Genomic DNA, 24,468 nt, shown 5'->3' with positions numbered 1-24,468 from the left:
GGAAAAGGCGGAGCCGTGTCCCGTCGTTTCCGTCGGGGCGTGCTCCGCCTTCCCCCATATTCTATCGCCTAGCGACGCTCCCGCTTCCTAACGCGCCAACTGGCTAAACAGAGACGATGTTATCCCTGCTGCGTTCTTTGCCATCTTCCCCGATCCAGCGCGTCTTGACCGTGAATTTGCTGGTAGAGCCGTCGGCAAAGAAGATGGTTTCATCGAAGCTCTCGCCAGGTTCGAGCCGCTCGTAAGGCTCTTTATCCTGTATGAAAGCATAGGGTCCGGCATTCTCGTCATACTCACAGGTAACATTGGTTACGGTGGTGCCACCCGTGTTCGAAACTCGTATGCGGTGCCCTTTTAATCCAATACGGACGTAGCGGGCTTCCACCTTGGAGGATGATCTTCTCTCTGCGGTTTCTTCCTCTCTCTGAAGCTGCAACTCATGAAGTTTGAGCTGCAGATTCTCAAGCTGCTCGCCTCGCTTCTTGTCATGCAGGCTCAGCCTGTAGTTCAAAACGAAAGAAACGACGGCGAGGATAAGGCTGAGCGCCGATATGACGATGGGGGCAAAGGTGATTAATTGCGAATCTCCAGTCATTTGACCTTCCAGCCCTTTCGCTTCAGCGCCTTCTTCAAATCCTTCGAAAGCGCCGAAATGATGTCGTCGCCCATATCCTGGATTGTCGCGTCGATTGATGCCGAGTTCGCTTCAGTAAGCTGATCTCTGGAGATTGCCACTCCACAATGCGCGCAGATGAAACGTCGCTCATCAGCCGAGTCCTGATCTTGGCCAGATACCTCGGAGAACTCAGTGCAGCCACACGTGGGGCATGAAAGTGGCACCTGCACAGATAAGTCGTCCATGAATCACCTCAATACAGTTCAGTTGGCCGGTATTCCAATATGTGCAATTTTACCGCTGACAAGGCGTGAGATTGGAGGCGAGCATGGCCGACACGCAAGAGCTCAACCCTTCCGCTCCCGCCGTCCCTTCAGCCCGTACTTCCTGCACAGGCGAGAGTTGCGCTGCCGCATCATGTCCCGCTTGCGCCGTACCTCGTCGAGCTCGGCGGACTCCTCCGCGTGCGTCCGCTCGCGCTCGAGCTACTCGTTGAAGGCGCGCTCCTGCTCCAGGTGGTAGCGCTCGGTGCATCTGGGCGGGTCTACGAACAGCAGGTTGACGATAAAAATAGGGCAGAATCGCGCTCGCAATCCCGCCCATGAAGCCCATGGGTTTTGACATCTGAGGCTATTCTAGCAAACCCAGCGATTCCGATAGGACGGCCTCCAGGTGCCGGGGCGCTTTTCCCCGGCGTTACTGTATCTCGGGGTCTTTCCCGAAAGAGGCGAGCCGCTTCGTCGGCGAGCGCGGTCCGGCACCCTGCGCGACCCGCCGGGCGCGTCCGCGCCGCTCTGCTAGGAGAGCCGTTTCCTCGCGAGCTGCTTCAGGTAGGACTGCCTGAAGTCCCGGCGCGTTAGTCGGTAACGTTCCGGGCAAGAACGGAGTCTAGGATGTCGTGCAGCACGACCGCGACGAGGTAGAGGCCCTCGGAGAGGTCCTGGCCCCCGGATTCGTTGATATAGAGGTTCAAGCGGCCCGGCAAGATTAATCTCCAGAAAAAGGAAATGGCGAGGTACGTACCTCGCCAATCTGACACCTAGGGCTTCCGCCTTTCGGCAGGCTTATTCTGCCACCGTTTGGACCGGGCTTCAAGGTGGCCTGGTTCCGAGTGCTGCATTTTGCGGCTGACGGTGCCCGAACGCCTCGCCCGTTGGTCGGTGAGCTCCGCGGCGCTGGGCGCCTTCTGGGCAATCGGAGGATGCATCGGACGAGATCGGCCGTTGAGGGCCCCGCTGCCTCCGGATGCGTTCCAGCTGGCGCAGGATTATTCCGCTGGTGGCAGATGGCTTGGAAGTGACGTCGGGAAACTGCCTCTCCGACGAGCTGTTTGCGCAGGTCATCTCAATTATTCCCGAAAGTTGCCGATTATTCTCACCAGCCCGCCCGGACCTTGCGCGCTGGAGAAACCGGCTTGCCCGCGCTTCTTGCGCCGGCGATTATTCCTCACGGTCGTTTCCGCAGGTAGGATGGTCCGCCGGCGTGTACCGGCTGCCGTCACGGGCATGGGTGGCGCAACCCGTGTACCATTCCCGGAACCGGCTGGTGCACGGGTTTCGGGCGCTTTCCGGGCGCCGGGGGATAAGCGAAACTGCAGGTGAGAGCGCGAGTTGGTACAAGAAGCGGCACTCGATTTGATCATCGAGTGGGAATGACGAAGGGGTGCATTTCCCCAGCCGTCTTTTGGTTGTTTTTGGATTGATTCTCTTAGCATTTCTTACGTCCGATTATGATGGTTTACACGCAAGCCTTTTGTGACTTGTATGCGAGATTCGGATGGCTCCTGCGACTGCGGGAGCCATTCTTTATAGGCGAGTCGTTAAACCGCAGCTTCAGCTCCTGGAACTCGACGTCACGACCGGTGAGGGAGAGCGTCGCGTACTCGCTTGCCCTGCCCTGCTTGGCGAGCACGAAGGTCGAGTCCGCGCTGCCGGTGGTGCACGTGGTGCCCGACACGGTGTTGAAAACGTCGTCGTCGCCCGTCTTGCGCGTGTGGTGCACCGCGAGGATCGCCAGCCCATACTCGTCTGCGAAGCCCTTGAGCGCGCGCACCTTCTGCAGGGTGTCGACGATCACGAGACCGGTGTCCTCGTGCCCCTCCGCGAAATCGTCCAGCTGATCCACGAGCCCGTCGGCGATGCTTCGCGAGTTGAGCGCGAAGCAGAGGCGCTCGCTCGCCGTGTCGGAGAGGCCCCACATGCGGCCCTGGATGCGCGCGAGCGTGTCCTCGAGCACCAGATAGAGCACGCCGCACCGGCGCGTGGCATAGCCCCAGAAGGGCCTGCCAGCGCTCACGGCGAGCGCTAGGTCGAGCACGAGCCAGCTCTTACCGATCTTCGGGGCTCCGGTGAGCAGGTGCAGGCCCGCCGGCATCAGGTCCTCCACCACCCACACGGGCTCGCGGCGGGGCTGCTGGATGAGCCAGTTGGCATCGACGGTCTGAAGCGGCTCGACCACGTCAGTCGCCCCGCTCCATGCTCGCCATGGCGTCGTCGGCCATCGTAGCCTCGGGGATCGCCTCCGGGCTTCCCAGCCCCTCCAGCGTGCGCGCCAGCACGCCCATGGCCTCCCGCAGCTCGAGCGGCACCTCGCGGGCGTCGTCGAGCCGCCTGAGCTCTCCCAGGACCTCGCGCGATGTATCCTCCAGGGCCTCAGCACCCGCGAGGAGGGCACCACCACGACGTCGCGGCAGAGGAGCCGCCGCATGATGTAGTCCTGCTTGGAAAGCCCGCCCAGCGCCACCAGCGCGTCGAGCTCGCGCGCCTCCTCGTCCGACGCGCGGAACGCCACCGTGCGGCTGCGTCAGCGCCCGCACCTGTCGTTGCTCCTCATGCTCATCTCTTTCCTCCCGCCTTCTCGAGGTCCGCCGCCATGCTGGTCTGCACGCTCGGGAACATGTGCGCGTACGTCAGCGTCACCTCGCTGCTCTCATGCCCCAGCCTGTCGGCGATCGCCACGGCAGAGTAGCCCATGTCGATGAGCAGCGACACGTGGGAATGCCGCAGGTCGTGGATGCGGATGCGCTTCACGCCGGCGGCGCGCGAGCCACGGTCCATCTTGTGGTGCAGGTAGCCCTTCGTGAACGCGAAGACGCGCTCACTTGCGCCCTTCGGGAAGAGCTGCAGGTGGTCGCGCACCTCGTCTGCCAGAAACCTGGGCATCAGGATCCTGCGCTCGGACTTCTTCGTCTTAGGCGATGTGACAACGTCTCTGCACTGCAGGCGCTGGTAGCTCTTGGTGATGCTCACCATGGGGCGCGCGGGGTCGAGGTCGAAATTCGCGGGCGTGAGCGCCAGCAGCTCGCCCACACGCACGCCGGTCCAGTACAGGACCTCGAACGCCAGGAACGAGTCGGGCTTGTCCATAACCTCGCGCGAGAACTCCAGGTACTCGTCCTTGGTCCAGTAGAGCATCTCGCCGGCGCGCTTGGAGCCGATGCGCTCGACCTTGTGCATGGGGTTGGAGCGCAGACCGTAGAGCCTGACTGCGTGGTTCATGATGGCGCTCATCTGGTTGGTGATGGAGTGCAGGTAGGTGGGGGAATAGGGCCTGCCCTCCCCGTCGGTCATGGCCAGCAGCTCGTTCTGGCACTTCACGATGTCAGCGGGCGTGATGGCGTTGACGGCCTTGTCCTCGAAGTACGGCATGGTCTTGGTACGCACCATGTGTTCCTTGCTAAGCCACGTGTTGAGCTTCAGGCGTGGCTTCACGTCCTCGGTGTAGACGTCGAAGAAGTCGCCGAAGCGCATGTCGATGGCGCCGGCGCTGCGGGCGGCGAAGTCGCGCTCCCACGCGAGCGTCGAGGCGCGCGACTTGAAGCTGCGCTTGGTCTTCTTGCGGCGCGCGCCCTGCCAGTCGCGGTGCCAGCACTGCACAGTCCACGTGCCGCGCTCGGGGTCCTTAGTCACGGCCATTGCGCTCCGCCCCCTCGGTGTTCGGCAGCGTGAACAGGCGCTGCTCTAGGTACGATTCGCTCACCTTGCCCGGGATGGTGATGTTGCCGGCAGCGGCCATCTCCTCGTTGAGCCGGCTGATGAGCTTGTAGGCGTAGGACCTCGACACTTTCAGCCTTCGCATGAGTCCGTGGCGCCCAGCATCCTCTCTTCCATGTGTCCTCCTTCCGTCGCTTGCGCAACCTTACGTATCCATAATCATCTGCTGCGCACTGTAGCATCACGATTACGTAAGGTCAACGTAAATCCACTATGTCCTTACGAAAATGTGATGTATCATGGCTCCAGAGGGCTTACAGGGACTTAAGTAGCGAGAAGGGGCTTGCATGAGGCCGAGCGAGAAGGACCGCAAAGAGGTCGGCGCGAAGATCCGGGAGGTCAGGGAGCGCAGGGGCATGACCCAGCGCGAGCTGGCCGAGAAGGCGGGGCTCACTGAGTCCGCCATGCGCAGCTATGAGCTGGGCTACCGCATGCCCAGCGAGACGCAGGTGAAGCTCATGGCCAAAGCGCTGGGCGTGAAGCCCGAGGCGTTTGCGGACTGCAAGACGAGGACGCACCCCGAGGTGATCCACCTGCTGTTCCAGCTGGAGGACGCGCATGGGCTAGAGCCCGTAAAGGGCGAGGCCGCGATTCGCGCGACAAGGCCGGGGTCGGCCATCGAGCTCGCCCTCATCGACTGGGGCGAGAAGCGCGCCGAACTCGAAGCCGGGAAGATCACCCAGGAGGAGTACGAGGACTGGAAGGACTCGTACTCGCCGGGGAAGAAGGTTCTGTAGATTGGACGATTGAATGCCTGCTGAATTCAATGCGGAAAGGGCTCAGTTCTACCCGTCAAACGACCTTGCATATGCTTGGTTTAAAGATCGAGTCATTGAGGTCCTAACAACTTGGCAAGATGCGGACATCAAAGATATAAACGATTGCATAGAAGTTCACGAATGCAAACGAACCATCGAGGTTCACGAACATATCTTCTCCGAGAGCCAGATTGACGTTTTACATAGTAGGGCACGTACTCTTTTTGGACTTGCCTGCAAGCATGCATCGCTTCTCTTAAAAACTGCTTCAATAACGGACTTGTATGGCATGCTTGAGATTCAGTACTGCGAACAAATCTGGGATTTCTTGGTCGCTTCTGATCTTTATAAGCAGATCGATTGCGATGACTTCTTGAGGCTATTGCTCGGCAATCCCCATACATTTGGAGATATCGTTAAGCACAAGCCCTTGGTAGATGCGTTTGATTCCGAAATCACTAGTGCGTTTATCGACAACGCCAATATTGCCGCTGAACTAATAATCAGGTTGCTTGGTTCGGATAACCATTTTGACGGGTATATCGTGCTTCCAAAATCGCTGAAGAACCCTGCAATAGATGAAATGATGCTCTCTTATTTGGAGAGCCCCAACGCAAACCTTAACTATGTACGCGTCCTAGAGACCTGGCCGCGTGAAGCTCTCAATGCATACAAGCCTTCTGCCGATGTTTTGGTTAGCGCAAAGAAGTCCGCATCGAGATTGACTGCCGAGTTATTCCAAAGTGACGCAATCACATCAATGAGATACGGCGTCGGCGTTCTTATTTCGCCGGATCAGAAGCCATGCAAGGGAATCGCTGTAAAAGGCAGCACTTATACCCTCTCATTCAGCGCTGAATGGCTTTCTGCATATACAGATCCTGGAACTATTTTGAACAACTTCATCTATGTGTTTGATTTCGTAGATTCACACGGCTTGCTGATGGCGCCTTCTAACAAGCACGAACGCAATGCCCTCGTAGAAACTCTTGGCGTACATGTTCGCGAAGAGTATCCAAAGAGTATGAGCTTCAATATGCGCAACACTCAAGCCTTGTCAATCGTCCTAGCATACAGAAGGTTTCTTCTGGAAGCTGGAACTAGATTAGAAGAAGCAGTGGAGTGGTTTTTCAATGACTACATTGAAGATGAGTTTGGCATTTCAGGCTTCTCGATTAGCTTGCCGACCGAAGAAACTAGCATGTTTGATAAGTGCAAATCAATCGGACCCGAAATTGAGAGAGTCGTTAAAGCGTTTCAGCTGTTCGTCGATCGCGGTGAAATTGACAGCGACTATTTTCGTCACATGCAAATAAAGCACTTTGAATCTCTGCCGTCTCTTCTTGGGAAGAAATACCTCGTAGAAGGGAAGAGCTTGTTCCGATACGGGAATGCGTTGTTCTCGGACCAGTCTATGCTTGCGCATTGCCCCGACCATCGTAGCTTTCGATCATTTATAGATGCAATCACTACAAACGATTTGACGATTGCCGACTTTTACGAAGGGTGCTCAGCCTCACTTGAAGAATTGGTCAACGAAGGGTTTATCTGCATCTCCGTTGATGGCTTCATCGAAGCAACCCCCAAGACGAAACTGCTTTACCGGGTTTGGCAACGTGGCGCTTTCCCGATGTGTCTTCTGCCTGAAGAACTCAAGGCAACTGTCGATGGATTAATTTCGGAGAGGATGCTGGAATACTCAGAACACCTGTTGACTCCAAATGAGGCAGACTACATGAATTTCATGTTTAACGATGCCAAGTTCAGCAACTCAATGGCTCTTCGCAACAGATATGATCACGCCGACGGAGCCGTCAGTGATCCTAATTCGCAGGGGATTGAGCATGATTACTGCTATTTGCTCACTTTGCTCATTTGCCTTGTTCTTAAAATCAATGAGGAACTCTCTGTGTTCACCGGAAAAGGTGGAGTTGAGGATTTCGTCGATTGGCCTTGGATCGACGAGAAGATGCTTAATGATATCCTCACCCGCATGCCACAAGGACAAGAGTGAATGACGCTATCCAGTGAGTATCAAATGGGTACCACTTTGCGGAACATCCTCACGCACTGCATGCAACGTGATGGAATCAGAGCAACACCATAAACCTTATGGACGCTTCTCCTCATTGAGTGGGAATAGAACAAACGTTCGATTCTGTGTTATAATATCCTGCAATGGGCGCGGCCTCTTCCGAAGCCGCGCCCATTGCTATATTTGGTCGGATATCGACGGAAACTCAAGCTCAGGGAGGTTTGTTGCGATGGCGTACGATTTCAAGAAGGAGTTCAGGGAGCTCTACAGGCCGTCGGGCAAGCCGGGCGTCGTAACCGTTCCGCCTATGAGCTACGTTGCCGTGCGGGGCAAGGGCGATCCCAATGCCGAAGGCGGCGAGTACCAGAACGCGTTGCCGCTGCTCTACGGCGTCGCATATACCATCAAGATGTCGAAGAAGCGCCCGCGGGAAATCGAGGGCTATTTCGACTTCGTCGTGCCGCCTCTCGAGGGCTTCTGGTGGCAAGACCGCACCGATGGCGAGATTGATTATGCGCGGAAGGATGACTTCAACTTCATCTCGTGCATCCGTCTGCCCGATTTCGTCACTCGCGAGGACTTCGACTGGGCAGTTTCGGAAGCTGCCGCCAAGAAGAAGCTGGACTTCTCGGCGGTCGAGCTGCTGAGGGTCGACGAGGGCCTTTGCGTTCAGTGCATGCATACCGGGCCTTACGACGACGAGCCGGCGACCATAGACGCCATGCGCACATTCGCGGCGGAACGGGGCTACGCCCCCGACTTCTCCGAAGCCCGTCTGCATCACGAGATTTACCTCTCCGACCCGCGCAAGTGCGCGCCGGAGAAGCTCAAGACCGTGATCCGTCATCCCATAAAGTTGATTTAGCGAAGCGAGTGACGCCGATCGCTTCGGCTTTTTTGGGGGGGCTCACCGTGGCGTGGTCGGCAACGGGACGCGCCCTGCGACCGGTGGCGGAGGCCGAGGCGCGGGAGCACGCGTTCGTTTGCACCGCCTCGCACGACCTCGTCACCCCGCTCATGGCGGTGACCGCGAACTGCGACGTGCTTGAAGCGGAGGCATCCGATCAGGCCGGCCTTGCGTCCTGGGTCGCCATCATCCGTGCAGCGGCGGACGAGATGGCGACTCGCATCGCTGACATGCTCATGCACATGGGCGGCGACTAGACAGGGCGATCCCTGCAACGGGCATTATTATCCGGGAAGCGTTTAGTTGCGAGCCACGCCGGTGTGAGGGCCTGATTCGTCAGGCCCCGCACAGGGGGACCGCGATGGTGGCCACCGCGCCGCCCGAGGGGCTGTTGGCGAGCGAGACGGAGCCCCCGTGGGCGCTCGCGGCCTCGGAGGCGACGTGGAGGCCGAGCCCGTAGTGGCGGCCTCCGTCGCGCGAGGAGCGGGAGGAGTCGTCTGTGAAGAGGCGCTCGCAGCCGCGTTCGAGGGCGGCGGGAGAAAAGCCCGGTCCGTCGTCGGCAACCTCGATGACGAGCTGCCCGCCCGCGACGTCGCAGGAGACAGCCACGCGCGAGCGTGCGTGCTCAGCGGCGTTGGCCACGAGGTTAGCGGCGGCTCGCGCCAGGCTGGTTCGGTCGAGCGGGGCCTCGGGTGCGCCCGCGACGGCGGGGCCCGTGGCCGCGTCGAGCGTCACGCCTCGCGCCCGGGTGATCTGGGCGGCCTCGGCGAGGACCTGTTCGCAGAGCTCGGCCGGCCGCATGGGGACCCTCTCCGCCCCGCCGGACCCGCGTGACGCCTCGATGAGCAGGCGCACGTAGCCGTCGAGCCTTTCGACACTGCCGGCTATGTCGCGCGCGGCGGCCGCGAGGTCGGCGTCTTTCTCGTCTTCCAGCTCCTCCGCCACGAAGTCGGCGTTGGCGCGCAGCACGGTGAGCGGCGTCTTGAGGTCGTGGGCGAGCGACGCCACCTGCTCGCGCTGCCCCCGCTCCGCGGCCCACCGGGCCTCGAGCGACTCGGCGAGGGAGGTCCGCATGGCGTCCATCGCGGCGAGGACGTCGTTCACCTCGCGCACGTTGGTGCTGCCGCTCGCGAAGTCGAGCTCTCCCGCGCCGACGCGCCCCGCCGCCTCCGCGAGCGGCACCATCTTGCGCGAGATCACGCGGCTCGCACGGCGCGCCACGAGCGCGAGCGCGAGCGCGCTTCCCGCAGCGGCGCCGACGAGCATGAGGCTCTGCGGGTTGGGAAGCAGGCCGGCAAGGTCGCGCGAGACCCACTGCGGCAGGTACTCGCTGACGAGCGCACAGGCCCCGCCGCCCTTGAGCGGGAACGCGGCGTAGGTGAGGCCCGAGCCCCCGCCCTCGATCTCCACTGTGCCCGGATCCGCGGCGAGTGCCGTACGGGCCATTTCCGTCGCGTCCTCGAGCCGCGTGCCCTCGAGGTCTGTCATCAGCACGTATCCGTCCTTGTTCAGGATGAGGTAGCGGTACGCCGTCGGCACGTCCTGCTGCCCGCAGACGCCGTCGCGTGCCAGGCCCTCCGCGACCTCGCGCGCATTGGCCGGCCCCCAGCTTGCCTCGTAGACGAAGCCCGCGTTGATCGCCGCGGAGAGTACCATGAACGAGGCGAACCACGCCGCGGCGACCGCCGCGAACGCGTAAGCGAAGTAGCGCGCGATGACGAAGGAGAGCGGCATGCCCCCGCGACCTCGCGCCCCGATCTTCAGAGCTGCCACTTGTACCCCATCCCCCAGACGGTCGCGATCGGATCGGCGCCGGCCTCGGAGAGTTTCCTCCGGGCGCGGCTGACCTGCATGGATATGGCCGCGTCGTCGGCGTCGCTCTCCCAGCCGAGCACCGCCTCGCGTATCTGTGCGCGGCTCATGACCTGCCCGGGGTGGCGGGCGAGGTACTCGCAGATGGCGTACTCGGTGGGCGTGAGCGGCACAGCCTTGCCGCCCACGGCGAGGCCGCGCGCCCCGAGGTCGATCCGCACCTCCCCGAAGGAGAGGGCGTGCGAGCGCGGCCGGCGCTCACGGCGTAGATGGGCCGCGACCTTGGCGCGCAGCTCCGCGGCCCCGAAGGGCTTGCGGACGTAGTCGTCGGCGCCCAGGCCGTAGCCGGCCACGGCGTCCTCCTCGGCCACGCGCGCGGTCAGGAAGATGATGGGCCCGTCGAAGTCCGGGCGGATCTGCCGCACGAGCTCGAAGCCGTCGAGACCCGGCATCATGACGTCGCAGAGCACGAGGTCGAAGCGCGAGAGGTCCATCCCCGGGACCGCCGTCGGGTCCGCTGCCTTGACGACCTCATGGCCGTCGCGGCCGAGGACGCGCGCGAGCGCGTCGAGGATCGCCCGTTCGTCATCCACTGCCAGTATCCTCGCCATGCTTGACCTCCTGAAACTCTCGTCGGAATTGTACTAGCGCCGCGCTCAGCGGTCCAGAGCCCTGCGCGCAGCCGCGGGCGCCTCGGCCGCGTCGCACGCACGGTAGCGCACGCCCGAGCCGCCGCGCGCCTCGATCTCGAGCCAGCCCTCGCCGTCCGACTCCCACCCGAAGAAGATGAGCTGGAGCTCTCGGACATTGCCTCTGTCGTCCGCGGCGTCCACCAGGTAGACGTAGTTTGCCCCCGCCCCGGTGGCGTCGGCGTAGGAGCTCGCGTGGCTGCCGGGCTCGGGCGCGGGCGCCCACATGGCGATCTCAGGGTTGGGCAGCGCGCGTTCGGAGATCGAACGCAGCGCCGACCCCCAGCCGGCGTCGAGCAGGGCATTCCCGCCCAGGACGAGCCCTGCGGAGAGGAGGACGAGCATGGCGGCGAGCGGCCTCCTACGCATCTACCCTCCCGTCCTCGAAGCGGCGGAACCAGGCGAGAAGGACGGCGTCGGCTGCCAGGGTGAGCACGAGGCCAGCGATCGCAGTCGTGAGGAGAGGGCCCGCCGCGCGTGCGGCGTCGATGAAGGCCTCCACCCCGAGCGACCCCAGGCGCGCGGGCCAGGCGAGCGGCACCCAACTCAGGGGCGTCGCCAGGGCACCGGTGAGCTCGCCGGTCATGAGGCCGTGCGCAAGTCCGCCCACCGAGAAGAACGCGAGGAGCACCCCCGCCGCGCCGGCGCCGATGGCGACGTTGCGGCCGAGGCGCAGGGCCACGCCGAGCCCCAGCGCGTAGAGGGGCAGGCTGCCCAGCACGATGCCCGCCCAGGCGGCCGCAAGCGGAGCGGGCCCGAGCGGCAGGCGCCCGGCGACGGCGAGCACGGCCCCGAACACGCCGAGCGCCACGGCCAGCGCGCCCGCGCCGAGCGCCGCAAGGGCGAGCAGCTTCGCCGCGACGGCGCGCCCGCGCGAGGGGACCGCCGTGAGGTTGGCGAGGCGCCCGGCAGCGCGCTCCTCGTCCACGGCGAGCCCGCAGACGATGGCGGACATGAGCGGCATGAGGGCGCCGAGGAACTGGGCGTAGGCGTCCGCGCCCAGCGCCGGGTCCCATCGGGTTACGGAGAAGTACTCGCCGCAGGCAAGACCGGCTGCCAGGCCGCAGACGAGGTGCACCGCCGTGAGCGGGGAGCGCGCCAGGCGCAGGGCCTCGGAGAGCAGGGCCCGCGGGAGAGTCGTGCGCGGCGTCGGGTCGGAGAGTCGTGTCATGGCCATCATCTCTCCTCGGAGCGCGCGAACCAGGCCGCGCCCGCCGCCGTGAGCGCGGCGAACGCGAGCGCGCTGACCGCAAGGCCCGCTAGCGTGAGCATGCCGTCCGCCGCGAGCGCCCCGCCGAGCGCCATGTCCGCCGCGAGTGGCTCGCCGCTCGGCAGCACGGGGATGAAGCTCGTGGGGATGACCATGCTCGCCGACGGCGGAAAGAGCTGCGGCAGCGGCACCAGCGACCAGGCGAACCCGCCCACGAGCTGCGCGGCGAGCGGGCAGAAGATGCCCGCGAGCATTCCGAGCCGCGCCGTGAGGAAGAGCCCTGCGGGGATCATCCACGCCGCGGTCACCGTGTTGGCGAGCGCGCAGAGGAGCATCGTGAGGGTGCCCGCGGCCGTGAGGCCCTGCGAGGAGAACGCCGATCCCGCGAGGTAGATGCCGAAGACCACGAGGTTCGAGAGCGCGCAGAGAGCGAGGCACCAGAGCGCCTTGGCCCACCAGGCGCGCCCGAGCGGGAAGCCCAGGCCCAGAAGCCCCCGCATCCGCGTGCGAGCGTCCGCCCGCGCGACGCACGCCACCACGAGCGAGAGAGACACGGGCAGGAAGAGCGCGTACCAGTAGTTCCACGCGCTGAAGATCTGCACGCCCCGGTAGGGCATCGCGCCGAGCAGCGGCATCGGCAGCGCCATGAGCACGGCCAGGCGAACCGGTGCCGCGTGGCGCGACTTCAGGGCCTCGGCGCGCAGGCCCGCGAGCAGGCCGCCTTTCTCGCCCGTCATGCCGCCACCTCCCCGCGTGCTCGTCGCCCTTCCCGGCAGAAGCTCATGAAGAGTTCCTCGAGGTCCTGCCCGGGCCGAAGCGCATCCTCGTAGGCGAGGCGCCCCCCGCAGATGATGCCGATGGTGTCCGCCATCTGCTGCACCTCGGAGAGGATGTGGCTCGAGACGATCACCGTCGTGCCCGCCGCCGCGAAGCCGCGGATCTGGTCGCGCAGCTCCTCGATGCCGATGGGGTCGAGGCCGTTGGTGGGCTCGTCGAGCACGAGCAGGCGTGGCCGGGCGATCAGCGCCAGCGCGAGCCCCAGGCGCTGCCGCATGCCCATCGAGAAGCGCCCGGCGCGCTTCTTCCCGGTGCCCGCGAGGTCCACGGCGGCGAGCACCTCATCTACGCGGCTCTCGGGAAGGCCCAGCAGCGTGGTGCGCACGCGCAGGTTCTCGCGCGCGGTGAGGTTGGGGTAGAGCGGCGCCTCCTCGATGAGGCTGCCGATTGCGTAGAGGTCCTCGCGGCGCCAGGCGTGCCCGGCAAAGAGGATCTCCCCGGCCGTCGGCCGCAGCATCCCGCAGATCATCTTGAGCGTTGTCGACTTGCCGGCGCCGTTGGGGCCGAGCAGCCCGTACACCTCGCCCTCGCGGATATGAAGGCTCACGTCGGCCACGGCATCCTGCGCCTGGTCGCCGCGGCCGAAGCGCTTGGTGAGCCCGCGCGTCTCGAGCATGTAACCCATGGGTTCGTCCTTTCTCTTCCGGGCGCGCGGGCCGAGTCGCCGTGCCCGCGCGTCTTACCTTTCGGGTTCACCATCCATGGTGGGGCGCGTTTCTAACGAAGCCGTAACGGCCGTTGGGCTCTTTTGGCGCCAGCCCTTCTCGAACCGTACGCCGCTCATGGTATTTCTATCGTGATAATAAGGACGGAGGTGCCCGTGGCACGCAATAAGTGCCCGGAGGAGACGGTCGAGAAGATTCTCGACGTTGCCGAGCGGCTCCTCGTGGAGCGCGGCTACGAGCACACCACGATGATCTGAAGAGCAATACGCTAAATCGAAAAAGGTAATCGAAGCCGCGCCTGTGGACTTATCGAGGGTCGAGATTCCCGCCCCATCCATCGGCACCCAGCAGAAGGTCGTCGACATCCTCGACCGCTTCGACACCCTAACGAAATCGCTCAACGACGGTATCCCCGCCGAGATCGAGGCACGCCGGGCGCAGTACGGGTACTACCGCGACCGCCTGCTCGACTTCCCGCGCAAGGCAGGCGCCACGCGCAGCATGCTCTGGATCTTGGGCATCGGCTCGATGTCGGCGTAGATGTTGAGCGTGACCATGGCGTTTCCCTCCATGCCGAGAGGCTGTATAAGCCGCCGTGGCGGACGAATCATGTCCTCCCAAAAAACATGCGTAAGATCGAGCGGAGGCTGAGCACGCCGAATCGGAGCAAGGGCACCCGAAAAAGTGCCGGAAAACTCACCGATTTCGCGGGGCGCTGATGGCGCGAAGGCGGATATTGGGAAGATGACAGGCCGGATTTGTCGCGTCGAGTTGACCGTCTGCAATCTGAATCGTTCGGCGGTTTGCTTTGTTATGGCCGATGCCGCACGAAACGTACCGAAATGTGTGCGCATAGGTGCGGCCCGTCCCTATACCTTGGCTTTCGGTTGCCAACTGATTTGCGATCAGCCCGAAATAAGGCGACGATCGGGATCCTCTAACTCGGTTTCTAAGGCGCTTAGAGCCGGCTCATAAGGGCGAAAACAAAGCCACCCGTGACGATTCTTTCAGTCATCGCTCTTGTGCATTCCATTTGACCTGCGGAAATGCTAGGCGGCAAACCCGCTGGCTACGATTCACTTCGCTAAACAGACGCCAAAGAGGAAAATCAGCCGTTTTATCATCCATCTCGGACGTTTCAGGGCCTCAAAACCAACCCGTTTTTGTCCCCGGGACAAAAATGAAACTGCGGGCTCGCGGTTTCGAAATAGTTTGCGAATTTGTCCAGGGCTTGTCTCAAACGCTTACGCGAGGACACGCGGAGGGATTCGGCGGCAAGGTGGACAAAACCGACAACCAAGCTAGACCCAATCGGAATGGCGCCACGACAAACGAGCGTGAAAGAGTGGGAGTAGAACAGACGTTCGACCATATGATATAATACCTGCTAATGGGCGCGGTTTCTTCCGAAGCCGCGCCCATTACTATATCTGGACCGATATCGACGGAAAGCTCTAATTCCAGGGGCAGCTACGACAACATACAATTTCAAGAAGAAAATCAATAGCATTGCGAGGAGTGAGTTAGATAAATAACGAATTGAAGGCCATTGCGCCGATTAAAATGGAATGCCTTGCTAAGGAAATCAGAGAATGCATCGAGTCGATCAGGAACTATATCCAGATTGACCAGCAAGAAATTCTGCTGATGGCCGTTACCGATATTTCGAATTTCAGCAATCCCTCTCCTGAAGGCGACATTCTTTTCTATAAGCAAGGTGGCTTGCCGTCCCGCCCTGTCGAATACTTGCAAAGTCTTATCGCTTCAACGAACAACACGATTTGTCTTCATGTCACGGACGAAGATATCGAACGGCTTGCCCACCAATACTTGCACGATCAGGAAATGCTATTTGAAAAAGCGACGCAGTATTTGATGTTTCGAAGTTTGGTGATCGAGGACGACAGCGAAACTAGCTGTCTGGTCTTTGAGGCCCAAATGATGCACATGGTTAGAGGGAATCGATACCGCTTTCTCCAACTTGATTATATTCAACCACTCGTGCTCGTTCACGACAGCGAATTCCAAAAGCTGTTTGGAGTTTCCGCAAATGCTGTGATTGACGGATATGAAAGGCTCGAAAAGGCTTTGTCGAACGGAAGACTTGAGGGCTTGGCCGCTTTGAGGGAGCTCTTTGAAAAAGCCGGTTCTGCTGACGAGGCTGACTTTTCGATAATTCCAGAGAAGGATTTACGGGCGGCTGAGGAAGCGTTCCTTGAAGCGTGCTCCGTGCATCATTTCAATGTAGGTAGAATAACCAACTGGCCAAAGACGTTTATGGACGCCTTGTCGTTCGCTCCTGGTGAGGCCTCCTTCTTCGAAGAAGGAGAGATGCGATACTGGCCCATCGTCACGCTTCCCATTGTCGACAGGCCTTTCATCACGCTAAACGGGAAAACTTATTGCTTCGACTACTACTCGCTTACTGATAACTTTTATAGAGCAGTCCAGAAAGCGATTCTGCGTCTCGATCCTGGCTATTCAGAGCAGTGGCAGCAAAGGCAAAAAGAAGCCAGCGAAAGCATGGTCGAATCCGTTTTTAAGGAAATGCTTCCTGGATGCATTTCATATGCCGATAATTACTACGGAAGCAAGAAACATCGAAATGAGAATGATCTTCTGGTCATTTACAGAGATGCGCTTTTGGTAGTTGAGGTCAAAGCGGGCCGCTTTACCGACGCTCCACCAGTGTCTGATTTCGATTCGCACATTAAACGCTACAAAGAGCTGATACAGAAATCAAATAGCCAATGTGCGCATATGAGGGACTACATTAGAGATTCTGGCGCGGAATTGCTTCTGTATGATCAGGGCATGCTGCCGAAAGCGGCTCTCAATATCTCAAATATCAATAGAATTTCTGCCTTTCGGTGACGATGGAGAACATCAACACTTATGCAGCGCGCGCCGAAAAACTTGGATTCTTAAAATTGAGGGAGGGTGTGTCTTGCATTGCCATTGATGACCTAATGACCTACAGAGAGTACTTCGATAATCCTCTTGAATTCCTGCATTTTCTCAAACAAAGGGAGATGGCATCTCTTAACGAAAGAATTGCCCTTAACGACGAGTTTGACCATCTCGGCATGTATATTGCCCACAACTGTTATTCCCTCGAGATTGACAACGCCCCTAAAGGGGAGATTCTATGCATAACGGGCTATAGGGAAGATCTGGATAGTTATTTCGAGAGGGTTGATACACCTTTGCCGCAACTCGAGAAACCTCGGCAAAACATGCCGAAGCGTTTCCGCGAAATTATCGACGTATTATTCAAATCCAACAATTCCCAAGCTGTCAGCATATCTTCATATTTGCTGGACTTCTCCAGTGATGCTCGTCAGCAGCTTTCAGATGACATAGATAAGGTTTTAAAACAGCAGGCGAGAACCGGTAGACAGTGTGCTCTCTCGTTTTCGGGCAAGGGAGACTCGATTTGTATGACTTACTTTGTTCTTCAAGATGAGTTGCATGATGCACAGACGGATCAAGAGATGTTCGATTATGCCGCTTCGATCCTTCTCGCTAATGGCGAGAAGGATCGAATGATGCTGTCCTTTCGATTCGATGCGAATTACGTTCTACAAAGTGTTAACGCTCGTTCAATCGACATTGACCAAATCCCGCCGAGCCGAATTGATGAATTGAAAAGCCACGGTGAGCAAATGGGCGATTTTAGGGTTGTCAAATACAAGAGGGAGCATGGAAAAATAGGAAGGAATCAACCCTGCCCTTGTGGGAGTGGAAGGAAGTACAAAAAGTGCCATGGGCAGAGCAATTTAATTAGTTCTTAAACCCTGAAAGCCTGACAGCAGAATACGTTTAAATTTGCCACCAGGCTACATCAAACGACGGTGCATAAACGAATCGACGCGAAAGGCAAGGGTAAGCCGATAAGGATTTGAGCTGCACTTTTGAGTACTGTTAGGCTTTCTTTCGTACGAGAACCCATGGTAAAGCTGTCAGCGATAGCGGTGAGTAAAACAACGATCTAGCATCCGTTCCACGTCGGAGCAGAGATTATTTCTTTGTTGTTTGCTCCTTTTCACCTTTGATTTTGTACTCTATTCCATGTTTCTTGAGGCGGCAAAGTACAGGGAGATAGTCGGAGGAACGGAAATAACGATTTAACCCAAATGAATGAACAAGCGTTTATTGCCCCCGAGGACGAAACGAGGCCGTTTCGGAGACAGCGAAACTGGATTTATCGATCCTCTTGATCCAATCCAGGTCCTTTTAGGTCTATTTCGTTTCGGATGTCTTCATCGGCTTTCTTGCCAGTGATGGCACCGTAGGCTTCTTTTATGCCATTCTTCACTGCCCATTTGATAACGAAATACAGCGAAATCAAAATAAGGACTGCCGTTCCTGCGCTTATGCCTAATTCATCCCACATGATTCAATCCTCATAATTCCGATTTGTAGCTCGATTTTGTACTCGAATTATGACTTGGGCCTGCAGCGTTGTCTAGGACAATTGCGGTCGTCATCTTTGAGCAGTTGTGTTGAAAGCGAGGATGCGCCGCTGACGAACGGCGCAATAGAAAGCGGTATCGGTTTTCAAGTGAAAATGACATCGCTTCTGTATAGAGCATCCTGCAAATGGCGATCAACGGCCGCGATGCTTCTGCTTGCGCTTCAGCTTTCGCTGCTCGAAGCGCGCCTCCGCCTCATCCGCGCGACGCTGACTTCTTGCTTGAGCCGACTCCTGCTTCATCGCTTCCCGCTGTGCCGCGAGCGCCTGTTGTGCCTTGGTGCTCACCGCGGGCCGTTTAAGGGCTTTCGCTGCCTCGCGAGCGCGCCGCTTGGGGTTCTTCGCGGGTTTGCTTGTTTCAGTGACCTTGTCGCCGAAGAACGAGAGCTTCTCCCATTCGCTTGTAACGAATTGCAGGATCTCCTCATCGGACGGCTCCGCGCCGAAGACGATGCGGGCGACGCCATACCTTCCGCCCTCGACGTGCTCCGCCAGCCCGACCCAGAATTGGCCGTCGTGATATACGGTCAGGGTGGACGACACGCTGATCTGCATGGCTGGTTCCTCCTTTATGTAGATGACCATGCAGAGAAGGGACAACCAAGGAGGCAGGTTACTGATGCGGACTCCCGCACGCCCACGACTACCCGACGGGGACTGTGTTTTCATCTCTGATGTCCGCATTGTAGCACGCGTGAATGCGCCCGGCATCGCTGCCGACATGGCGCGACCGGGATTCGCTCCCCGACGCGCCCTTGTGTATATTGTCTTCTCGGTTTCGAAACTTTAGAAATATTCGAGTTTCGAAACCGAGAGGGAGCGGATGATGGCATGGGTGGACCGCACTACGTACATGGAGCGGCTTTGGGCGCTCGAGGGCACCTGGGACATCAAGGTGATCACGGGGATGCGCCGCTCCAGCAAGTCCGAGCTCATGAAGGCGTTCTCCACCTCCGTTGCTCGGAAGGACCCATCCTCCAACAACGTCTACATCGATCTGCTGGACCTCGACAACGAGCTACTGCTCGAGTACCAGCGCTGCATCGCGAAATCATAGAGCGGCACAAAGAGGGCGCCCGCAACCGTCTCTTCATCGACGAGGTGCAGCTGTGTGAGGGGTTCGAGAAAGCAATTAATAGCATTCATGCGCGTGGCGGATGGGATATCTACCTCACGGGATCGAACGCGTTCCTCCTGAGTTCGGACCTGGCGACCCTGTTCACAGGGCGCCACGGGGAGGTACACATCCTCCCCTTCAGCTTCGGCGAATACCGCTTCTCCTTTGACGAGCAGGGGGCCGTCGACGACGACTTCGACGGATTCATCAGGCGCGGCGGGCTCGCCGGGTCCTACGATTACGATGACATCTCGGAGTCGTACGGTTTCCTTCGGCGCGGGCGGATCGGGACCCCCGCCGATCTAGAGGCACTCGGTCAGAATCTGGAACACCTCGCTGCGCTCCAGTTTCTTGGCGCAGCCGCCGGTGAGCACGCAGGTGCCCGCAACCTTGTGCAGCGTCTCGTCGGACGCGTCGGAGCCCATCTCGGCGAAGCTCGTGGGAAGCCCCATCTTGCCGATGAACGTCTGCAGGCGGTCGATGCCCTCGAGCGCCACCGTAAGGTCGTCTTTGCCCTTGGCGTCGACGCCCCACACCTCGCTCGCCCAGCGGGCGAACTGCGCGGGCGCCTCGGGGGCCAGGTGGCGGTAGAGCGCAGGGTGGATGACCGCGAGGCCCATTCCGTGGTTGGTGTGGGTGTACGCGCCGTACTGGTGCTGGATCATGTGCGCCTGGAAGTCCGTTGACTTGCCGATCTTGAGCACGCCGTTCTCGGCCATGGCGGAGTCGTATACGAGCTCGCTTCTGGCATCGAGGTTCTGGTCGTCGTCCGCGATGATCCGCATGTTGCGGATGACGTTACGCTGGATGGCGAGGTTGATGTCGTCGGTGACATTGCGCCCGCGCGGGCTTCCGAAATAGCTCTCCATGCAGTGCGAGAGCGTGTCGAACGCGCCGCTCATGAACTGCGCGTGCGGTACGGTGAGCGTGAGCGCCGGGTCGAGCGCCGCCCACATGGGCATCGCCCCCAGATAGGCGCCCTTCACGTGTGTCTCCTCGTTGGTGATGACGGCGCCGTTGTTCTGCTCGGCGCCCGTGCCGGAGAGTGTCACGATGCAGCCCATGGGAATGAACGAGCTCGGCATCTTGCCGTCGACGTGCTCGAACGTCTCGATGTCCTCGTCAAGCATCGCCTGCGCGGAGACCACCTTGCAGCAGTCGAAGACCGACCCGCCGCCGACGGAGAGAATGAAGTCGACCTGTTCCTTGCGTGCGAGCGCGGCGCCTTCCTGGCACTTCTCGTAGGTCGGATTGGGCATGATGCCGCCGAAGTCCACCACGCGCTTGCCCGCGCTCGTGAGCTTATCGACCACGTGGCCGTAGACGCCGGTTCGTTTGACCGAGCCTCCGCCGTAGGCGAGCATCACTGTCTTGCCCATGGCACCCATCTCGGCGTCGAGCGCCTGGTCCATGGCCCCCTCGCCGAAGTAGTTCCTGACCGGGTAGTCGTACGTGAATGAGTTCATGGCAATTCCTCCTAGTAAGTTATCAGTGCGGTCTAACCGCTCGTCTACACGTTGCGCACGAGCCCGGACATCCATTCGATGGTGGCGGGGTCGTGGTGGTCGAAGAACGCGCTGCGCCCGGTGTCGAGCGCGGCGATGGCGACCATCTCGTCGTCGCCCAGCGCGAAGTCGAAGACGTCGAAGTTTTGCTCCATGCGATCGCGGTGCGTGCTCTTAGGGATACAGACCACACCGCGCTGCAGCAGCCAGCGCAACACGACCTGGGCGACCGTCTTGCCGTGTGCCTCGCCGATGCGAGCGAGGACCTCGTTGCGGAAGAGGTCGTTTCTGCCCTCCGCAAAGGGCGCCCAGCCCTCCATGGCCACCTCCTTGCCGGCCATGTACTCCTGCGCCTCGCGCTGCTGGAAGAACACGTTGCACTCGACTTGGTTCACGGCGGGGGCGATGCGGTTGAACGAGATGAGGTTTGCGAGGTGATCGGGGTAGAAGTTAGCTGTGCCTATGGCGCGGATAACGCCCTGCTCGTAGAGCTCCTCCATGGCGCGCCACGCGCCGAAGACGTCGCCGAACGGCTGATGGATGAGGTAGAGGTCGACGTAGTCGAGCCCCAGCCGCTTGAGCGACGCGTCGAAGCCGCGCTTGGCCCCCTCGTAGCTCACATCCGACATCCACAGCTTGGTCGTCACGAACACCTCGTCGCGCGGCAGGCCGCTCGCACGAATGGCAGCCCCGACCGCCTCTTCGTTGCCGTAGCTCGCGGCCGTGTCGAGCAGCCGGTAGCCGACCGAGAGCGCGTCCTCCACGGCGCGCTGGCATTCCGCGGCGTCCGGGATCTGGTACACGCCGAAGCCGAGCTGCGGCATCCTGACGCCGTTGTTCAAGGTGATGTAGTCCATGGTGCCTTCCTTTCTCGCAACTTGACGTATCCACCATACGAGGGGCGCCGCGCCGGCGGAAGTTTCCGTTGGTGAGGGTTCTATAACGCTGGGGTGCGCACGGGGTTATAACCCGCGGGTTCAGGGCACCGCACCAAAGGGGGATTCCGTCGAGCGCTTTGCGGTCGTACGCTTGGCGATGAGAGAGCAAAGGCCATCGACAGAGGATGTGCCTAACGGAGTCCGATGAACGGGCGGACGTGGGCGTCGCAAACAAATGACGGATATCATAGACAGGGAGAACAGGAATGGACAAGCGCGTTTTGGGAAAGAGCGGCATCGAAGTCAGCCCGCTCGGCATGGGCTGCATGGGAATCACGCACGCGAGCGGAGACCCGATGCCCGACGACGAGGCCGCGAGCGTCGTCCGTCAGGCCCACGAGATGGGCTATACCTTCTTTGACACGGCGGAGTGCTACGTTGGCACGTGCGCTGATGGGACCGAGGCGCACAACGAGGACGTGGTGGGCAAGGCGCTCGCGCCCGTGCGCGACGAGGTTGTCATTGCCACCAAGTTCGGCGTCACGCACGCCCCGGACAAGACCATCCTCGTGGACTCGCGCCCCGAGGTTATCCGCATCTCGGTGGAGAAGAGCCTGCGCCGGCTGCGCACCGACCACATCGACCTCTACTACCAGCACCGAATCGACCCAAAGGTCGAGCCCGAGGTCGTTGCAGACACCATGGCAGACCTCATCAAGGAAGGTAAGATCCGCGCCTGGGGAATCTCCGAGGCGACGGAGGAGTACCTGCGTCGCGCCGATGCGGTGTGCCCCGTCTCCGCCGTTCAGAACCGCTACTCCATGATGGCACGCTGGAACGAATCCCTGTTCCCCGTGCTCGAGGAGCTGAACGTTGCCTTCGTGGCCTTTTCTCCCATGGCGAACGGCTTTCTGACGGGCGCGTACAGCCACAACACCAGATTCGAGGGCGCCCAAGACTACCGCGATGGCATGCCGCAGTACACAGAGGAAGGCGAAAGGCGCGCCGAGCCCCTCATGCGGTTCGTTCGCGAGCTGGCTGAGCTGCACGCGGCGACGCCCGCCCAGGTCTCCCTTTCCTGGATGCTCGAGAAGAAGCCCTATATCATTCCCATCCCGGGCAGTCGCAAGCCCGAACGACTGCTCGAGAACCTCGGTGCCGCCGAGGTCGGGCTCACCGACGATGAGGTTGCCAAGATCGACGGGCTGCTCAACGGACTCGACCTCATGGTCTTCGGCGGGCACACGGTAAGGTAGGGAGCCATGAACATTAGACCCTATGTCGTCTGTCATGTCTTTGCCGGGCTCAACGGGCGTATCGACGGCGCGTACATGCTCGACCCCGCCGCCTCGCCCGCACGCGCCGCGTACTCTCGCAAGCAGGTCGAGTTCGGGGCGGACGCCGTGGCGTACGGGGCCGTGACCACGAAGGGCTTCGTCGGGTCGCGCCCCCTTGCGCTCGATACCCACGGGAGCGCGCCCAAGGGGGACTTCGTGGCGCCTCATGACGAACGATCGTTCTACGTCTCCGTCGACCCCGCCGGGGAGATTGCATGGGAGTCTGCGACCTATCGTCGCGCCGGCCGTGCGGACGCGCACGTCATCGAGATCCTCACCGAGGCGGCATCGCCGGCGTATCGCGACTATCTGCGAGAGCGCGGCGTCTCATACGTGCTTGCCGGCTCGCGCGGGCTAGACCTCCCGCTCGCCCTGCGCAAGCTGCGCGAGCTTTTTGGCATCGAGCGCCTGCTCGTGTGCGGCGGCGGAAAGACGGACATGTCGTTTCTTGCCGCGGGCGTGCTTGACGAGCTGAGCCTCGTTCTCTCCCCGACGGTCTCGGGGGAGCCCGAAACGGCTTCCGTCTTCGACGAGATGCCTCGCTCAGCCGGCGGTTCGCACGTATTCTCGCTTGAGCGCGTCGAGCGCCTTGCCGGCGACGGCCTCCACCTCGTCTATCGAGTGCGGCGATGATGCCGCGCCGTTCGTTTCTGGAGGCTGCCGTGTGGTTGGCCGCTGCGGGCAGCCTTGCCGGCTGCTCGTCGGACGGGACCGCCGGGTTCGCGCGCGGCTCCGCTCCGGGCCCGGTCACGGCGGACACGCCCATCTACGACGTCATCAACAACCCTTTGCTCGATGGCTACGGACGGCTGCTCTTCCCCACAACGCTCCATCCGCCGACGGAGGATATGACGCTCGATGACCTTTCCGCTTGCCTGCCGTGGTACTCGGAAATCCATACGAGCACCACGGTCGACGTCGTCAGCTATCTGCTGTCAGAGCGCGCAGCGGAACGGACGTTCTTCTACGACATCTACACGGATGCCGAGAAGGCCGCCGACCCCTCGCTCGCCAACACGGGGCTCTTCCGCTTCGCTGCCGAGGGAGCGGGCGGCGCGTCTGCACCGTTTGCCGTGGTAAGCGCGGGCGGCGGATTCGCCTACGTCGCTGCCATGCACGACTCCTTCCCGCACTGTCTGCACCTGGCCCGTTCCGGCGTCAACGGGTTCGCGGTCATCTATCGGCCGGACGCGCAGCTCGCCTGCGAGGACTTGGCCCGCGCCGTCTCCTTCATCTTCGAGCACGCCGACGAGCTCAGCGTGGACACGTCGGGCTATTCGCTGTGGGGCGGCTCGGCCGGTGCGCGCATGGCGGCATGGGTCGGCGGCTACGGCCCGGCCGCCTTTGGCGCGCCAGTAGGAACGCCCCAGCCCGCGGCGGCCATCATGCAGTACACCGGCATGAGCGAACTGACGGGTGCCGACCCCGCGACCTACGCCTGCGTGGGTGATCGCGACGGCATCGCGAGCTGGCGCACCATGCAGGCGCGTCTCGAAGCGCTCTCAGCAACGGGCGTGCCCACGGAGTTTCATGTTTACGAAGGCCTGAGCCACGGCTCTGGCCTGGGTGTCGACACCGTGGCAGAGGGCTGGATCGACGATGCCCTCGCGTTTTGGAAGGCGCAGCGATGAGGATG

General features: G+C 60.9%; 28 protein-coding genes and 1 pseudogene. 13 read left to right on the top strand and 16 right to left on the bottom strand.

What is annotated here, in order from left to right; translation table 11 throughout:
* Positions 1 to 103: 103 nt before the first annotated feature.
* From I4W09_RS02625 to I4W09_RS02605, 6 genes are all read right to left on the bottom strand, one after another.
* The gene (locus I4W09_RS02625; protein ID WP_196031592.1) at positions 104 to 595 is read right to left on the bottom strand and encodes a hypothetical protein; all 492 of its coding nucleotides are present in this window, start codon (positions 593 to 595) and stop codon (positions 104 to 106) included.
* Positions 592 to 861: an ECs_2282 family putative zinc-binding protein gene (locus I4W09_RS02620; RefSeq protein ID WP_196031589.1), complete on the bottom strand. Its 270-nt coding sequence runs from the start codon at positions 859 to 861 to the stop codon at positions 592 to 594. Before I4W09_RS02620 ends, I4W09_RS02625 begins: the two co-directional genes overlap by 4 nt.
* A 611-nt stretch (positions 862 to 1,472) precedes the next feature.
* Positions 1,473 to 1,601, bottom strand: a complete 129-nt coding sequence (locus tag I4W09_RS10510) for a hypothetical protein (protein WP_268865631.1) — start codon at positions 1,599 to 1,601, stop codon at positions 1,473 to 1,475.
* A gap of 752 nt (positions 1,602 to 2,353) precedes the next feature.
* Complete coding sequence (locus tag I4W09_RS02615) at positions 2,354 to 3,073, bottom strand: AAA family ATPase (RefSeq protein ID WP_196031587.1); 720 nt, start codon at positions 3,071 to 3,073, stop codon at positions 2,354 to 2,356.
* 377 nt (positions 3,074 to 3,450) lie between these two features.
* Positions 3,451 to 4,530, bottom strand: coding sequence for a site-specific integrase (locus I4W09_RS02610; protein ID WP_196031585.1), 1,080 nt, complete (start codon positions 4,528 to 4,530; stop codon positions 3,451 to 3,453).
* Complete coding sequence (locus I4W09_RS02605; RefSeq protein ID WP_230318635.1) at positions 4,517 to 4,693, bottom strand: DNA-binding protein; 177 nt, start codon at positions 4,691 to 4,693, stop codon at positions 4,517 to 4,519. Before I4W09_RS02605 ends, I4W09_RS02610 begins: the two co-directional genes overlap by 14 nt.
* Positions 4,694 to 4,895: 202 nt before the next feature.
* Here I4W09_RS02605 and I4W09_RS02600 point away from each other — a divergent pair, with 202 nt between their 5' ends.
* The 4 genes from I4W09_RS02600 to I4W09_RS10355 all read left to right on the top strand — a co-directional run bounded on the left by I4W09_RS02600 (position 4,896) and on the right by I4W09_RS10355 (position 8,565).
* Positions 4,896 to 5,345 carry a helix-turn-helix domain-containing protein gene (locus tag I4W09_RS02600; RefSeq protein ID WP_260699458.1) on the top strand — a complete coding sequence of 150 codons (450 nt, stop codon included), beginning with the start codon at positions 4,896 to 4,898 and terminating at the stop codon, positions 5,343 to 5,345.
* 13 nt (positions 5,346 to 5,358) lie between these two features.
* On the top strand, positions 5,359 to 7,380 hold the full coding sequence (locus I4W09_RS02595) for a hypothetical protein (protein WP_196031581.1): 2,022 nt from the start codon (positions 5,359 to 5,361) through the stop codon (positions 7,378 to 7,380).
* Positions 7,381 to 7,630: 250 nt separating this feature from the next.
* The gene (locus tag I4W09_RS02590; RefSeq protein ID WP_196031579.1) at positions 7,631 to 8,266 is read left to right on the top strand and encodes a GyrI-like domain-containing protein; all 636 of its coding nucleotides are present in this window, start codon (positions 7,631 to 7,633) and stop codon (positions 8,264 to 8,266) included.
* Positions 8,267 to 8,313: 47 nt separating this feature from the next.
* Positions 8,314 to 8,565, top strand: a complete 252-nt coding sequence (locus tag I4W09_RS10355) for a histidine kinase dimerization/phospho-acceptor domain-containing protein (RefSeq protein ID WP_230318634.1) — start codon at positions 8,314 to 8,316, stop codon at positions 8,563 to 8,565.
* 79 nt (positions 8,566 to 8,644) lie between these two features.
* On the opposite strand, the gene I4W09_RS02580 is transcribed toward I4W09_RS10355, so the two are convergent.
* Genes I4W09_RS02580 through I4W09_RS02555 form a run of 6 tightly spaced genes read right to left on the bottom strand, consistent with a single transcriptional unit; the run spans position 8,645 to position 13,481 of the window.
* On the bottom strand, positions 8,645 to 10,081 hold the full coding sequence (locus I4W09_RS02580) for a sensor histidine kinase (protein WP_196031575.1): 1,437 nt from the start codon (positions 10,079 to 10,081) through the stop codon (positions 8,645 to 8,647).
* Positions 10,069 to 10,731: a response regulator transcription factor gene (locus I4W09_RS02575; RefSeq protein WP_196031573.1), complete on the bottom strand. Its 663-nt coding sequence runs from the start codon at positions 10,729 to 10,731 to the stop codon at positions 10,069 to 10,071. The genes I4W09_RS02580 and I4W09_RS02575 overlap by 13 nt, the downstream gene beginning before the upstream one ends.
* Before the next feature lie 45 nt (positions 10,732 to 10,776).
* A complete protein-coding gene (locus I4W09_RS02570) occupies positions 10,777 to 11,154 on the bottom strand; it encodes a hypothetical protein (protein ID WP_196031570.1) in 378 nt (125 codons plus the stop codon).
* Positions 11,155 to 11,170: 16 nt separating this feature from the next.
* On the bottom strand, positions 11,171 to 11,980 hold the full coding sequence (locus I4W09_RS02565; protein WP_230318633.1) for an ABC-2 family transporter permease: 810 nt from the start codon (positions 11,978 to 11,980) through the stop codon (positions 11,171 to 11,173).
* Positions 11,981 to 11,985: 5 nt separating this feature from the next.
* On the bottom strand, positions 11,986 to 12,756 hold the full coding sequence (locus I4W09_RS02560; RefSeq protein WP_196031565.1) for an ABC-2 family transporter permease: 771 nt from the start codon (positions 12,754 to 12,756) through the stop codon (positions 11,986 to 11,988).
* On the bottom strand, positions 12,753 to 13,481 hold the full coding sequence (locus I4W09_RS02555; protein ID WP_196031563.1) for a lantibiotic protection ABC transporter ATP-binding protein: 729 nt from the start codon (positions 13,479 to 13,481) through the stop codon (positions 12,753 to 12,755). The genes I4W09_RS02560 and I4W09_RS02555 overlap by 4 nt, the downstream gene beginning before the upstream one ends.
* 195 nt (positions 13,482 to 13,676) lie before the next feature.
* Between I4W09_RS02555 and I4W09_RS02550 the strand changes: the two genes are divergently transcribed.
* From I4W09_RS02550 to I4W09_RS02535, 4 genes are all read left to right on the top strand, one after another.
* The gene (locus I4W09_RS02550; RefSeq protein WP_230318632.1) at positions 13,677 to 13,778 is read left to right on the top strand and encodes a TetR/AcrR family transcriptional regulator; all 102 of its coding nucleotides are present in this window, start codon (positions 13,677 to 13,679) and stop codon (positions 13,776 to 13,778) included.
* A gap of 43 nt (positions 13,779 to 13,821) precedes the next feature.
* A complete protein-coding gene (locus I4W09_RS02545; RefSeq protein WP_196031561.1) occupies positions 13,822 to 14,061 on the top strand; it encodes a restriction endonuclease subunit S in 240 nt (79 codons plus the stop codon).
* Between the two features lie 999 nt (positions 14,062 to 15,060).
* Entirely contained in the window at positions 15,061 to 16,395 is a 1,335-nt protein-coding gene (locus tag I4W09_RS02540; protein WP_196031559.1) for a hypothetical protein, read from the top strand.
* Positions 16,396 to 16,397: 2 nt separating this feature from the next.
* Positions 16,398 to 17,315, top strand: coding sequence for a YecA family protein (locus tag I4W09_RS02535; RefSeq protein ID WP_196031557.1), 918 nt, complete (start codon positions 16,398 to 16,400; stop codon positions 17,313 to 17,315).
* A 410-nt stretch (positions 17,316 to 17,725) separates the two neighbouring features.
* On the opposite strand, the gene I4W09_RS02530 is transcribed toward I4W09_RS02535, so the two are convergent.
* Together I4W09_RS02530 and I4W09_RS02525 are read right to left on the bottom strand one after the other, a co-directional pair.
* Positions 17,726 to 17,917, bottom strand: a complete 192-nt coding sequence (locus I4W09_RS02530) for a DUF6019 family protein (protein ID WP_196031555.1) — start codon at positions 17,915 to 17,917, stop codon at positions 17,726 to 17,728.
* Between the two features lie 213 nt (positions 17,918 to 18,130).
* Positions 18,131 to 18,550, bottom strand: a complete 420-nt coding sequence (locus I4W09_RS02525) for a YjdF family protein (protein WP_196031553.1) — start codon at positions 18,548 to 18,550, stop codon at positions 18,131 to 18,133.
* A 268-nt stretch (positions 18,551 to 18,818) separates the two neighbouring features.
* Between I4W09_RS02525 and I4W09_RS10350 the strand changes: the two genes are divergently transcribed.
* Both I4W09_RS10350 and I4W09_RS10650 read left to right on the top strand, forming a co-directional pair.
* A complete protein-coding gene (locus I4W09_RS10350; protein WP_230318631.1) occupies positions 18,819 to 19,052 on the top strand; it encodes a P-loop NTPase family protein in 234 nt (77 codons plus the stop codon).
* Positions 18,968 to 19,207, top strand: a pseudogene (locus tag I4W09_RS10650) (AAA family ATPase); the annotation flags it as partial. The gene I4W09_RS10350 and the pseudogene I4W09_RS10650, both read left to right, overlap by 85 nt.
* A 207-nt stretch (positions 19,208 to 19,414) precedes the next feature.
* Here the strand turns inward: I4W09_RS10650 and I4W09_RS02515 are convergent.
* Both I4W09_RS02515 and I4W09_RS02510 read right to left on the bottom strand, forming a co-directional pair.
* Positions 19,415 to 20,578, bottom strand: a complete 1,164-nt coding sequence (locus tag I4W09_RS02515; protein ID WP_196031551.1) for an iron-containing alcohol dehydrogenase — start codon at positions 20,576 to 20,578, stop codon at positions 19,415 to 19,417.
* Between the two features lie 44 nt (positions 20,579 to 20,622).
* Positions 20,623 to 21,474, bottom strand: a complete 852-nt coding sequence (locus I4W09_RS02510) for an aldo/keto reductase (protein ID WP_161115259.1) — start codon at positions 21,472 to 21,474, stop codon at positions 20,623 to 20,625.
* Positions 21,475 to 21,761: 287 nt separating this feature from the next.
* On the opposite strand from I4W09_RS02510, the gene I4W09_RS02505 reads away from it, so the two are divergent.
* From I4W09_RS02505 to I4W09_RS02495, 3 genes are read left to right on the top strand one after another with little or no spacing between them, the layout of a single operon-like run.
* A complete protein-coding gene (locus I4W09_RS02505; protein ID WP_196031549.1) occupies positions 21,762 to 22,751 on the top strand; it encodes an aldo/keto reductase in 990 nt (329 codons plus the stop codon).
* A 6-nt stretch (positions 22,752 to 22,757) separates the two neighbouring features.
* Entirely contained in the window at positions 22,758 to 23,465 is a 708-nt protein-coding gene (locus I4W09_RS02500; RefSeq protein WP_196031547.1) for a RibD family protein, read from the top strand.
* Positions 23,462 to 24,463, top strand: coding sequence for an alpha/beta hydrolase (locus I4W09_RS02495; protein WP_230318630.1), 1,002 nt, complete (start codon positions 23,462 to 23,464; stop codon positions 24,461 to 24,463). The genes I4W09_RS02500 and I4W09_RS02495 overlap by 4 nt, the downstream gene beginning before the upstream one ends.
* The last annotated feature ends 5 nt before the right edge of the window (positions 24,464 to 24,468 follow it).

The organism is Collinsella aerofaciens (assembly GCF_015670795.1).
Classification (GTDB): domain Bacteria; phylum Actinomycetota; class Coriobacteriia; order Coriobacteriales; family Coriobacteriaceae; genus Collinsella; species Collinsella aerofaciens_Q.
The sequence above is the reverse complement of the archived record's forward strand: the minus strand, read 5'-3'. Positions and strand labels throughout refer to the sequence as shown.